Origin of the sequence: Flavobacterium hibisci (genome assembly GCF_020026925.1) — a bacterium.
Lineage (GTDB): Bacteria > Bacteroidota > Bacteroidia > Flavobacteriales > Flavobacteriaceae > Flavobacterium > Flavobacterium hibisci.
Window position 1 is genome coordinate 34,411 of record NZ_JAIQDW010000028.1, and the last position, 11,390, is coordinate 45,800.

The 11,390-nt window shown below is 34.5% G+C and carries 14 protein-coding genes; 4 read left to right on the plus strand and 10 right to left on the minus strand.

Annotated elements, in window-relative coordinates; genetic code table 11:
- Positions 1-105 precede the first annotated feature (105 nt).
- Positions 106-789, minus strand: a complete 684-nt coding sequence (locus K8B81_RS19515) for a YiiX family permuted papain-like enzyme (protein ID WP_223683222.1) — start codon at positions 787-789, stop codon at positions 106-108.
- A 198-nt stretch (positions 790-987) separates the two neighbouring features.
- On the opposite strand from K8B81_RS19515, the gene K8B81_RS19520 reads away from it, so the two are divergent.
- Genes K8B81_RS19520 through K8B81_RS19530 form a run of 3 tightly spaced genes read left to right on the plus strand, consistent with a single transcriptional unit; the run spans position 988 to position 5,010 of the window.
- Complete coding sequence (locus K8B81_RS19520; RefSeq protein WP_223683223.1) at positions 988-2,406, plus strand: Gfo/Idh/MocA family protein; 1,419 nt, start codon at positions 988-990, stop codon at positions 2,404-2,406.
- A 9-nt stretch (positions 2,407-2,415) separates the two neighbouring features.
- Positions 2,416-3,624 (plus strand): Gfo/Idh/MocA family protein, encoded by a 1,209-nt coding sequence (locus tag K8B81_RS19525; protein ID WP_223683224.1) that lies wholly within the window; start codon positions 2,416-2,418, stop codon positions 3,622-3,624.
- Positions 3,625-3,642: 18 nt separating this feature from the next.
- Positions 3,643-5,010 (plus strand): 3-keto-disaccharide hydrolase, encoded by a 1,368-nt coding sequence (locus K8B81_RS19530; RefSeq protein WP_223683225.1) that lies wholly within the window; start codon positions 3,643-3,645, stop codon positions 5,008-5,010.
- Between the two features lie 93 nt (positions 5,011-5,103).
- On the opposite strand, the gene K8B81_RS19535 is transcribed toward K8B81_RS19530, so the two are convergent.
- The 6 genes from K8B81_RS19535 to K8B81_RS19560 all read right to left on the minus strand — a co-directional run bounded on the left by K8B81_RS19535 (position 5,104) and on the right by K8B81_RS19560 (position 8,019).
- Positions 5,104-5,577, minus strand: coding sequence for a hypothetical protein (locus tag K8B81_RS19535; RefSeq protein WP_223683226.1), 474 nt, complete (start codon positions 5,575-5,577; stop codon positions 5,104-5,106).
- A gap of 67 nt (positions 5,578-5,644) precedes the next feature.
- Positions 5,645-5,902, minus strand: a complete 258-nt coding sequence (locus K8B81_RS19540; protein ID WP_223683227.1) for a hypothetical protein — start codon at positions 5,900-5,902, stop codon at positions 5,645-5,647.
- A 19-nt stretch (positions 5,903-5,921) separates the two neighbouring features.
- Positions 5,922-6,068: a hypothetical protein gene (locus K8B81_RS19545; RefSeq protein WP_223683228.1), complete on the minus strand. Its 147-nt coding sequence runs from the start codon at positions 6,066-6,068 to the stop codon at positions 5,922-5,924.
- Between the two features lie 18 nt (positions 6,069-6,086).
- Positions 6,087-6,446 (minus strand): bleomycin resistance protein, encoded by a 360-nt coding sequence (locus tag K8B81_RS19550; protein ID WP_223683229.1) that lies wholly within the window; start codon positions 6,444-6,446, stop codon positions 6,087-6,089.
- A 41-nt stretch (positions 6,447-6,487) separates the two neighbouring features.
- Positions 6,488-7,033, minus strand: coding sequence for a hypothetical protein (locus K8B81_RS19555; protein ID WP_223683230.1), 546 nt, complete (start codon positions 7,031-7,033; stop codon positions 6,488-6,490).
- Between the two features lie 515 nt (positions 7,034-7,548).
- Positions 7,549-8,019: a group II truncated hemoglobin gene (locus K8B81_RS19560; RefSeq protein WP_223683231.1), complete on the minus strand. Its 471-nt coding sequence runs from the start codon at positions 8,017-8,019 to the stop codon at positions 7,549-7,551.
- 358 nt (positions 8,020-8,377) lie between these two features.
- Here K8B81_RS19560 and K8B81_RS19565 point away from each other — a divergent pair, with 358 nt between their 5' ends.
- Positions 8,378-8,926 carry a type 1 glutamine amidotransferase domain-containing protein gene (locus tag K8B81_RS19565; RefSeq protein WP_223683232.1) on the plus strand — a complete coding sequence of 183 codons (549 nt, stop codon included), beginning with the start codon at positions 8,378-8,380 and terminating at the stop codon, positions 8,924-8,926.
- 71 nt (positions 8,927-8,997) lie between these two features.
- Here K8B81_RS19565 and K8B81_RS19570 read toward each other — a convergent pair whose 3' ends face one another.
- The 3 genes from K8B81_RS19570 to K8B81_RS19580 form a co-directional block, all read right to left on the minus strand.
- Positions 8,998-9,363 (minus strand): hypothetical protein, encoded by a 366-nt coding sequence (locus K8B81_RS19570; protein WP_223683233.1) that lies wholly within the window; start codon positions 9,361-9,363, stop codon positions 8,998-9,000.
- Between the two features lie 116 nt (positions 9,364-9,479).
- A complete protein-coding gene (locus tag K8B81_RS19575; RefSeq protein ID WP_223683234.1) occupies positions 9,480-9,932 on the minus strand; it encodes a carboxymuconolactone decarboxylase family protein in 453 nt (150 codons plus the stop codon).
- A gap of 68 nt (positions 9,933-10,000) precedes the next feature.
- Positions 10,001-10,576 carry a Crp/Fnr family transcriptional regulator gene (locus K8B81_RS19580; protein WP_223683235.1) on the minus strand — a complete coding sequence of 192 codons (576 nt, stop codon included), beginning with the start codon at positions 10,574-10,576 and terminating at the stop codon, positions 10,001-10,003.
- Between the last annotated feature and the right edge of the window lie 814 nt (positions 10,577-11,390).

Here is an 11,390-nt window from a genome sequence, read left to right on the forward strand (position 1 = left end):
GTTATTATATTTGCATATGCGAACGAAGATCCCTCCTTCGTCGGGATGACATGGCTTTATAATTTTCATATGGGAGGTTTGCAAGACACAAAATAGGTTCTTAACTTAATAAGTATCAACCACCGTTACCAATAAATCAGAATCTGCCAAATTAGATGGCGAAACCACTTTTTCTTCCAGCGGAATGTCATTACCATATCTTTCTTTCAGAATTTTTTTAACCCTTTCATCAGTTAAATTAAAATCTTTCAGTTTCTGTAGTTTCGATAATTCAATGTTAGCCCCGTTTTTATAGATTTTCCAGATTAATTCCGAGCAATAAATTCGGGTATCGGTCCATTCAAAAAAGGCATCGTATTTTTTACCCATAAATTGCTGGCTGTAGTCTTTCATTTTTTGTAGCGTATCCGGAGTCAGTATTTTATCAGCATTTTTTAATCTTTTTACCACATAATTTTTATTCTTTCCATGCGTAATCCAATCATCCAAAGGAGTGAGTTTTACGGGCTGAACAGCTTCATAAACAAATAAGCTGCCGTTAATTTTATAAATGATTCCGCAATGCGAAAACTTCGAATTGGTTGCAATTCGTACTGCCTCACACTGAGGTGATTCTGAAGTTTGAAAAATAATATCGCCATCCTGAATCTTATCAGGTAAACTTTTTTCTCCTTTTGTTTTGGATGCCAAAAACGGATTGACTGGAAAAACCTGAAGCGTTACATACAGCGCACAACAAAAGCTTAGTAAAAAGGTAATGGCGGGTAAGAGGTATTTTTTCTTTTTCATTTTAAATTTTAAAGCTTAAAAGTATTATTTATTTTGTACAGATTAACAATTATTGAAATGAAACATGATGATAAATATTGAATAAAAGTAATTTAACGTTTTAGTTTGTTTTGTGAAATCATTATAAGTATATCCTTTTAAAAGTATTAATTCCTTATATTTAGGCGGAACAATTTTTTAATTCAATAATTTGTATATATGTTTAATGATGATTATTCAAGAAGGAAGTTTTTAAGGGATGCTTTATTGGCATCTGTTGCTGTTGCGACACCTGATTTGGTTATGGCTGCAGGAAGGGCTTTTGCGAGCGCTGATAAAGTAAACCTTGCCTGTGTTGGTATTGGTAATCGTGGAGCAGAAATTATTAAAGCATTATACGCTACAGGTTTAGCAAATATAGTGGCACTTTGTGATGTAGATATGGAAGCACCGCATACATTGGATATATTAAAAATGTTTCCTGATGTTCCTAGATTTAAGGATTTTAGGCAGATGTTTGATAAAATGGGCAATAAAATTGAGGCTGTTTCTATTGGAACACCTGACTTTTCCCACTTTCCTATTACGATGATGGCTATTGGTTTAGGAAAACATGTATATGTAGAAAAGCCAATGGCGCGTACTTTTAACGAAGTAGAACTGATGATGAAGGCTGCGGCAAAATACCCAAAAGTAGTGACGCAAATGGGAAATCAGGGGCATTCAGAGGAGAATTATTTTCAGTTTAAAGCATGGAAAGAGGCTGGCATCATTAAAGATGTAACTGCTATTACGGCACATATGAATTCACCAAGACGCTGGCACAAATGGGATCCAAAAATTACTTCGTTCCCGCCAGCAGAACCTATTCCGGCAACGCTCGACTGGAACCTTTGGCAGGCGCAGACAAAGGGTCATGAGTTTAATAAAGATTTTATCAACGGACAATGGCGCTGTTGGTATGACTTTGGAATGGGAGCACTAGGTGATTGGGGTGCACATATTTTAGATACAGCACATGAGTTTTTGGATCTCGGACTTCCTTATGAAGTTGATCCTTTGAAATTAGAGGGGCACAATAATTTCTTTTATCCAATGTCCACCACGCTTTCTTTCAAATTTCCAAAACGGGGCGATATGCCACCAGTGGAAATAAAATGGTACGATGGACTGGATAATTTCCCTCCAATACCGGAAGGATATGGTGTACAAGGTCTTGATCCTAATATTCCGCCTCCGAGTACAGGAGCCATTGAACCGGCCAAACTGAATCCGGGAAAAATTATTTACAGTAAAGAACTTACTTTTAAAGGAGGTTCTCATGGCAGTAAATTATCGATCATACCGGAAGAAAAAGCAAAGGAAATGGCTTCTAAATTGCCTAATGTACCTTTAAGTCCGTCAAATCACTTCGCTAATTTCCTCAAAGCATGTAAGGGAGAAGAACAAACACGTTCACCTTTTGCTATTGCAGGGCCGTTGAGCCAGGTTTTTTGTCTTGGTGTTTTGGCGCAATGGACGGGTGAAAAAATTGTTTTTGACAGAACAAAAAAAGTGATCACTAGCAGTAAAAAGGCGAATCAATTGTTGATGGGACCTCCACCGCGTAAAGGATGGGAAGAATATTATAAAGTGTAATTTTTATTTATGAAACGCAGGGATTTTATTCGCCAATCGGGATTGTTTACCGCTGGAATGTTATTGCATCAGCAAATGTTGCATGCCTATTCTTTTACTGAAACAGCAAAAATAATTTCAGTTGGGATAATTGGCTGTGGCGACAGGGGTAAAGGGCTGGGAAGTGTCATTAACAACATGCCGGAAGAATTTCAGTTGAAAGCCGTTTGTGATGTATTGCCTTTCCGTCTCGATCAGGCAAAGAGACTGGATATAAAGAATAATATTCGTTATGAAAAAGACTATCGTAAACTGCTCGATGATAAAACCATTGAGGCGGTAATTATTGCCACGCCGCTATACAATCATTACGAAATTGCAGCAGCAGCCATTCAGGCAGGAAAGCATGTATATCTGGAAAAAACAATGACCTACAATGCAGATCAGGCGCTTACTTTGGTTAAATTGGCGCAGCAGCATTCGAATCAAATTTTGCAGGTTGGACATCAATATCGCTATACACCGCTTTATTTCAAAGTGAAACAGATGATTGATAATGGTTATCTGGGTAAAGTGACACAAATTGATTGCCGATGGGACCGTAATGCAAATTGGCGCAGACCAGTACCTGCCGGTTATACGGATAAGCAGGTAAACTGGCGCATGTACAAAGAATATTCAGGAGGTCTGCCAGCTGAGTTACTCTCACATCAGGTAGATTTTATCAACTGGGCTTTTGATACACATCCGGATGAAATTTATGGAACCGGCGGTATAGATTATTACAAAGACGGAAGAGAAACTTTTGACAACATACAAACTATTCTGCGTTATAAGAAAGAGGGAATGATTGGAAATTTTGGTGCTACCTGTGCGAATGAAAAAGACGGATATCTTTTTAAGCTAAAAGGAACAAAAGGAACAATCGAATTACTAATGGACGAAGGGCTTTTTTTTCCTGAGAAACAAACCAGAAAAGAACTAGAAACAGTTGATGGAGTTACCGGTGCTTCAAAAATTGAATGGAACAAAGAGGGAGGTACATCCATTCTGAAAGAAAAAACAAAAGATGGCAGCTGGTATGCGTTACAGGAGTTTTATAAAACGATTACAACCAATTCAAAGCCAGTGTCTAATGTTATAACCGGTGCAAAAACAGCTTGTTGTGTGCATCTGATGAATAAAGCAATTTATAAGGATGATATTGAAAAATGGAAGCCTGAATATAATCTTACCTAAGAATAAACAAAAACGACTATGAAAAAAATCACAATAATTTTTTTGTTATGTATTGCAGCTAATGGTATTGCACAAAACAAAGAATGGAAATCCTTATTTGACGGAAAAACACTCAAAGGCTGGAAACAAGTAACCGGATCTGCTCCTTATAATGTTGAGAATGGAATGATTGTGGGCACAACGGTTGACAAATCACCCAATTCATTTTTAGTAAGCGATCAAAAATTTACCGGCGATTTTGTATTAGAAATGGAAACCATGTTATCGGATGCAAACACGAATTCAGGTGTACAATTCAAAAGTAATTTTGACCCTAAGGCAAATAATGGAAAAGGACGTGTTTATGGTTACCAATATGAATTAGATCCTTCAGCACGTAAATGGAGTGGGGGGATTTATGATGAAGGAAGAAGAGAATGGCTGTATCCGGGATCGTATAATCCAGAAGGACAGCAGCTTTTTACCCTGAACGTTTTCCATAAAATACGTATCGAGTGTATAGGCAATACAGTAAAGACCTGGTTAGATGATGTGCCTGTTTCTTATCTGGTTGATTCTTTAGCTGTTAATGAAGGACTTATTGCTTTGCAGGTTCACTCGATTGGAAAACCGGAACATGCCGGCATTAAAATATGCTGGAAGAATATCCGTATTCAGACTAAAAACATAAAACCGCTTCCTCTTCCAAAAGGAATTTATGTTGTTAACCTGATGCCCAATAAACTTATTCCTTATGAAGAAGAAAGTGGCTGGAAATTGTTATTTGATGGTAAAAGTACATCAGGCTGGGTGGGTGCCCACAAAACTACTTTTCCGGAAAAAGGCTGGGAAGTAAAGGGCGGTGTTTTGAAAGTATTGCCATCATCCGGTGGCGAATCTATAAATGGAGGGGATATTGTGACCAAAGAAATGTTCAAAGCATTTGATCTGTCAGTCGATTTTAAATTAACGAAAGGGGCAAATAGTGGTATAAAGTACTTCGTAACACTTAATGAAAAAAGTAACGGATCGGCTATAGGTCTGGAATATCAATTGCTTGATGATACGTTACATCCGGATGCAAAATTAGGGCGTGAAGGAAACAGAACCCTGGCTTCATTATACGATCTTATTAAATCGGAGAAATCTGCACGATTCTTCAAACAGCCAGGCCATTGGAACACTGCACGCATTGTTGTTTATCCAAATAATCATGTAGAGCACTATCTTAATGGAATTAAAGTATTAGAATATGATCGCGGATCTCAGGTTTTCCGCGATTTGGTTGCGATCAGTAAATATAAAATATGGCCAAACTTTGGAGAAGCTCCGGAAGGGCATATTTTAATTCAGGACCATGGCAATGAAGTGAGTTTTAGAAGTATTAAAATCAGGGAGCTGAAATAATTAATTGCATTTGTGACTGCCATAAATAACAAAGCCAACTTAAATAGGTTGGCTTTGTTATTTAATTTTTTTTTTCTAAAACTATATTCTCTTTTAAACCTGCGTTGGCTTTACCTCCTCAGTTTCTTCTTCATCGTCTTTGCCTGGAATAAGGCCATAAATGATAAGACCAATAATGATGAGCAAAATAGCTTTACCGCCATATCTCGTATAAAAACCTAATTGAAGCAGACTGTCTTTGTCTAGTTTGTTATCTTTTATAATTTCAGCAAGCTGTTGATCGGTAAGTTCATAATATACGTCGGAATCTTTTTTCGCCAGTACTAATTTAGGTTCTTGTGTTACCCAGGCCGGAATTACCCATGCAATATTATATTCCTGATGCAGTGTTGCCAGATCCAGATATTCTTTTGAGCCTTCAGCAGCAGTATATTTTTCATTGTTGGGTAAATCTGCTACGATTTCAATTTTATCAATTTTACCAAATGGAATCCTCACTTTTGCAGATACTGTAATCGAAGTGAAAACTGTAAACATTGTGATTAAAAAGAATGCTTTCTTTCTCATATTTATCATTTTTGAAGTTTAAATGTTTTAAAATCAGTTATGATTTGTTTGCAAATAAAACTCAAAATCAGATAAAATTTGTAATCATATTTAGTGATTTTACAATCTTTTTTTTTAATGAAAAAGACGAATTAATTTCAACCAGTTCAATATCCATCTTTTTAATCAGACCGTCGTCCTGAAACGTATAAATATGCTTTACCATTCCGTCAAATACTAAGTCGCCTTGTAAATGTTTTACATTTTGATGCACTCTGACTTCTAAACTACCGTTTTCTCTTTCAGCAAAACCAACAGGTTCTACTTTGGATTTATTTCCGTCCATTGTCTTGTCCAGTACGTCTTTATTTCATCGTGCCCATAATATAGACGCCTTCCCATGCTTTTGACCACTTTACATCTGCCTGCATCGTTGATAAAGCATTGTCTATATTTCTTTCATTAAAAGTAGTATAAGCTTTAAGAATTATGTCTTCTGATTGATTTTGCATATTATAGTAATTTTGTTTTTAAAGAGTACTATGCCCAAAAGTAAGCAGATTATTGTCAGGATCAAGTATCGAAAATTCCTTTTGTCCCCAAGGCTTAATTTGCAAAGACCCGTTAGGGTGTATCTCTGTTTTATTATCTAAGAGTGATTGATAAAAAGCATCGATATCGTTGGTTCTGATATAGACCTGTCCATAATTTTCATTTGGATTAAGTTCTTTAAATTCAAAGAAATGAATTTCAATACTATCTTTTTGCAGCATTAGATAATGCTTATAATCAGCGTTTCCAAATTCTTCGAAGCCAAGTTTGTTGATGTAAAATTCCCGGGTGGCTGTTTTATCGCGCATGGGTAATTTTGGGTTAATAGCTGTGAGCATAAATTTAATATTGTTTCTTTATTTAATTTGATATAGTTATACTATAGTTGTCTCATTTTTTGAAACATTTCTTCATACTTTTCTTTAAACATGCCTTCTGCTTTTTTAGGAAATGGGAGCCTGTCGGTGCCCACATAAATATGAATAGTATTTTTATCCTCGTTCATCTTTCTTAGATGATGATATTTAACTAACCAGGCATCGTAATGCTCTATTAATTTTGACGCTTCGCCTAATAATTCCGGAGGTAAATGATGTCCATTTTCTAAAAGGATATCACGTATTTTTTTGTTAGAAGTGTACATTATTTCATCTTCAAATTTAGCGTCATATTTTTCTAGTCTGGAATAAGTATTTTCGAATGCAAGGCGTGTTCTGTTCAAATGTGTATAAACCTGTCCAAGTAGTTCGGTTGTCTTTTTTCGCCATTCAAAGTCGGTGTTGTGTATTTGTGAGATTCTGTCAAATTCATGTTTTATTACAGCATTGCTTCTTTCAGTCTTTTTATGAAAATAATAGACAATAGCACTTGTTAAAATTGTAGTTACTATTGAACTGCCCAAAATTGTTTTGAATAAGTCTTCCATATCGTTTCTGTTTTTTTACATGTTACTTCTGAATTTTTTTTTAGTCTAAAGCAAAATCAATTGTAGTAGAATGAAGTATTCTTTTTAATAGCCTGAATAGAAAGGTCGGAAGGTTTTTGGGTTAAAAAAGAATCCAGTGAAACGATTATATTTTTTTTGTAACTAAACCGAATGCTCTGCTCTTTATCATTGTCTAAAACAAAAATTCTCAAACTTCCACTCTTTACATAAATATAAATTAGTATCAATTCTGCCTTCACTTTCAGGAAATCATTTCTGTCAATAGTGATGGTTTGACTCGAAAGTTCAATTATTTCTTTTATTAATAAAGTTAAGTTCCGAAGTTTTTAATTCTCATACTTGTTTAAGTATTCTTTATACAATTCTTCTTTACATTGTGGAAGCTCATATGCAATGCAAAAAGGGAATTAATCTAATGTCATTGTAAGCAGCAATAAATTCATGTTTGTGTTCTAACCTTTTATCGGATATATTCAATTGTCATACATAATAATTTAATTGATATAAGGTCCGCCTGTTGCACCCCAATTCCATTTTGGCATAGGTTCGTTTGAGTCTATTGGATTTTCTGTCAGATTAGAATTTATAACTGCCAGTCGGGTGCCCCATTCGATATAACCAACGAAAGCCGAACGGAATTCAGGGTCGCTTTTTAATCCAATTTCGTCTGAAGTTTCCAGCAGTAAATGAACCCAGCGCTGCCTCATTTCTTCTGTCAGCATTTTACCAATATGTTTTCCAATCATTTTTGCATGGCTGCCATTGTCATTGGAAGTATATAATTTTTCGCCTCCAAAAACTTCAGCAACAAAATGTGCTACGTGTTGAACGTGCTCAGGTGACATGTTTTTGAAGACTTCACCCAATATTTCGTCCTTCAGTACTTTTTCGTAAAATTTCGAAAATAAAGTATCAAAGGTTTTCATATCGCCTGCCCACTCATATAATGTTGGTATATTTTTCATTCTTTATATTTTGCTAAGAATCTAAATGAATACTGGTTTGATTTACAATATGTTATTTTAATTCAAAAATATGAAAATTTGCTTACAAATGATATTTGCTTTTATAAAAGCCTGTGAAAAAATGATGCCTTTAATGCAAGGTTCTGTTTTTCGAAATATCTTATGTTCCGACTTTAACCCTTTACTAAATAAAATTGAGATCGATCTTATATAATTTTACTTTAATTTTCAATAATGATCTGAATAGTAATTAATTAACTTTTAGTAAAGAAAGGTTTAACATCGTCAGTTTTTGCTTGGTATATGAAATAAGTAATTTTAAGTAAATCAAAATTAATAACATATAAATTTTAAAATTATGAAAAAGAATATAGCCATATTAGCCACAAACGGTTTTGAAGAATCAGAATTAGCATCGCCAAAAGCGTATCTGGAAGAGCAGGGGTGGAATGCCGATATCATCAGTTTGAAATCAGGAACTATAAAATCCTGGAAAGATGGTAACTGGAGTAACGAATACGATGTTGATGTAGTATTAGATCAGGCAAATGAAGCAGATTACGATGCTCTCGTTCTTCCGGGCGGCGTTATAAACCCAGATCTATTGAGAAGAGAAGAGGCTGCAGTACATTTTGTACGTTCCTTTTTCGAAAGTAAAAAACCAGTAGCGGCTATTTGTCATGGTCCTCAAATTCTCGTAGATGCTGATGTTTTAGATGGGAGAAAAGTAACTTCTTTCTTCTCTGTTAAAAACGATTTAATAAATGCGGGAGCGCAATGGGAAGACTCAGAAGTAGTAGTTGACAACGGATTGGTAACCAGCCGAAACCCTAATGATTTGCCCGCTTTTAATAAAAAAATGGTAGAAGAAATTAAAGAAGGAAAACACGAGCGTCAGACAGTTTAAAAAAGATCTTTAATTAGATTTATCAAATGAAATGCAAGATCAATTTTGGTCTTGCATTTTTTGTATATAGTTCACTGATTTGAGCGTGTTAGCTTTGAAGGTAGTAAAGTGATTCCTTGTAAATTATTTGTAGTACGAATGTCATTTATGGAGTCTCTTTCGAATAAAATACTTTCTCCATAAAAATCAATTCTTCCAATCATGGTTGTAAACTTTTCTTTGTGTAATAGAGAAACCAATTCAAATTTATAACTTTTGTTAATCCTTATTTTTAAATAATTGTATAAAGGCCTATCAATCCTTTTAGAAACAATTTTATAATAATTGTTTTTATTTTTAGCTTTAATTACATAAATATCAGCAGTTGAATCTATAGAAAGGATTTTATAATAATTAGTGTTGGTGCTACTAAGATTCGATTTACATGATGTATTCAAAAGGATTCGTTCGGGAGCGCGGTAAACCTGCACGATCGGGATAAATTCAAAGAATATCTTTTCTGTAAAAAATCGCAGGTTACGAAACCTGCGATTTTTTGAAAAGTCTTATGCAATTAAGCAAGACTTTGTCCAATCTGTAAGTGGGTACTTAATACAACTCTGTTCCAGAGGTTGATTGTAATTATGGCAGTTATGATATCTGCAATTTGAGTTTCGCTAAAAAACTGTAATGCTGTTGAATAGGTATCATCTGATAATCCATTTTGATGTATTAATGTTATCTCTTCCGTTATTGCCAATACTATTTTTTCTTCTTCCGTAAAAATACCCTCAGCTTCTCTCCAAGCATTCAGTAGAAAAATGCGCTGATTTGTTTCTCCACTATTAATTGCGTCTTGAGTGTGAATGTTGATGCAGTAGGCACAACCATTAATTTGTGAAGCACGAATCTTTATAAGTTCTTTGGATGTCTTAGATATAGGAGCCTTTGAAATATACATTTCTAAGCCAACCAAAACTTTTAATGCATTTGGAGCAACTTCCTTAAAATTAAATCGTTTTTGCATTGTATTATTCTTTTAAAATTGTTCAATACAAAATTGGAGAATAAGAAAATGAAAAAACTTAAACTGGTTTAAGAAAGAAGCCTCTTACGGATTTCGCTTAAATATTCAGGGGTAAAGCCAAGATAGGAAGCGATTAAGTATTGGGGGACACGTTGCACAAATTCGGGATGATTTCTAACGGCTTGGAAATAAAATTCTTCTTTTGAAAACGAAAAAAGAAATTTGATACGCTTTTGAGCCGCTGCATATGCCCGCTGATAAATAAAACGGAAATAGCGTTCCATCACAGGAAATTCTTTTAATAATTTTTCCTGTTTATCTGGAGTAATATACAATATCGTAGATTTTTCTACAGCCTGAATATAAAATTCCGTAGGTACTTCGTTTTCGTAGGCAAAGTTATCTGTAATCCACCAGGTTTCAATGGCAAATTCAGTGGTTTGTTCAGTGCCTTTTTCGTTGATGTAAAACTTTCGTAACAAACCGCTCAAAACAAAATAATGATGCCTGCAAATTTGTCCCTCCTCTAATAGATTTTCTTTTTTTGCGACCTCTTTCGTATCAAAGAACTTTTTAATTTCTTCAAATTCATCGTCAGAAACTTTTGCGAATTTAGTTATATGTTTTTTGAAAATTTCGGACATCTTTGCTTTACACGATTTGGGTTTAGATTGCAGGTAACGTCCCGCGGCTAGGCGCAGCAGCCGAGCTTAACATTTCCCTGAATCGTTTTACATTTCTTCCCTGATGTATTTTCTGTTCCATAAATATCAATTTTCTGAAGGGCTCAAAGCCATTTGCATTAAAAAGTCTTAATTTCAAAGGTAAAAAAATATTCAGTATATTATTAATCTTTCGTTTTCTCTTTTATAATTGAATGAAATTCTGCGTGATCTGGATGATATAGGTATTTAGAATGTTTGAAGTATAAAACTCTGTTTTTAAAAGTTAATTCATCGCTCTCATACGAATCCTTTCGTGTGGCTTTTGAGTTTCATTATTTTTAGAAGCAGAAAATTCGTCCTCATAATAGCTTTTAGTCCCGCTGTCCTTCCAATCTTTTATTTTTTAAAGGAAAAAATAAAAGGATTTTCCCTCCCATCGGGGCTAGATAAGAAATTTATTTTTTCATAGCCTTTGTATGTTATTTTATGATAAAAGATAACAAGTTCTTTGATACTATGGCTTTATTAGAATGTCTGAAATATAAGAAATTCTGGTTTCAAAAAGCCCACACGAAAGGATTGGTACGGGAGCGGCGAAAAAACGTCCTTTTCTATTTGATCAAATATAAAAAAATATGCCCTGATCTTCGAAATGTTCTTCTTACCGCTGCGCATTCTATGATAAAAAACAATTAAAAAGTGTTAAAATTTAAGATGCAAATTTATAGGTGTTTATGTATTCTGTTTCTCGATTAATAACTGCGAATATCCTGCTTATAAGTTTGCATCTAAT

Excerpts from the sequence above, each read along its gene's own strand:
- K8B81_RS19515 (WP_223683222.1), bottom strand. The coding sequence starts at position 789 with ATGAAAAAGAAAAAATACCTCTTACCCGCCATTACCTTTTTACTAAGC.
- K8B81_RS19520 (WP_223683223.1), top strand. The coding sequence starts at position 988 with ATGTTTAATGATGATTATTCAAGAAGGAAGTTTTTAAGGGATGCTTTA.
- K8B81_RS19525 (WP_223683224.1), top strand. The coding sequence starts at position 2,416 with ATGAAACGCAGGGATTTTATTCGCCAATCGGGATTGTTTACCGCTGGA.
- K8B81_RS19530 (WP_223683225.1), top strand. The coding sequence starts at position 3,643 with ATGAAAAAAATCACAATAATTTTTTTGTTATGTATTGCAGCTAATGGT.
- K8B81_RS19535 (WP_223683226.1), bottom strand. The coding sequence starts at position 5,577 with ATGAGAAAGAAAGCATTCTTTTTAATCACAATGTTTACAGTTTTCACT.
- K8B81_RS19540 (WP_223683227.1), bottom strand. The coding sequence starts at position 5,902 with ATGGACGGAAATAAATCCAAAGTAGAACCTGTTGGTTTTGCTGAAAGA.
- K8B81_RS19545 (WP_223683228.1), bottom strand. The coding sequence starts at position 6,068 with ATGCAAAATCAATCAGAAGACATAATTCTTAAAGCTTATACTACTTTT.
- K8B81_RS19550 (WP_223683229.1), bottom strand. The coding sequence starts at position 6,446 with ATGCTCACAGCTATTAACCCAAAATTACCCATGCGCGATAAAACAGCC.
- K8B81_RS19555 (WP_223683230.1), bottom strand. The coding sequence starts at position 7,033 with ATGGAAGACTTATTCAAAACAATTTTGGGCAGTTCAATAGTAACTACA.
- K8B81_RS19560 (WP_223683231.1), bottom strand. The coding sequence starts at position 8,019 with ATGAAAAATATACCAACATTATATGAGTGGGCAGGCGATATGAAAACC.
- K8B81_RS19565 (WP_223683232.1), top strand. The coding sequence starts at position 8,378 with ATGAAAAAGAATATAGCCATATTAGCCACAAACGGTTTTGAAGAATCA.
- K8B81_RS19575 (WP_223683234.1), bottom strand. The coding sequence starts at position 9,932 with ATGCAAAAACGATTTAATTTTAAGGAAGTTGCTCCAAATGCATTAAAA.
- K8B81_RS19580 (WP_223683235.1), bottom strand. The coding sequence starts at position 10,576 with ATGTCCGAAATTTTCAAAAAACATATAACTAAATTCGCAAAAGTTTCT.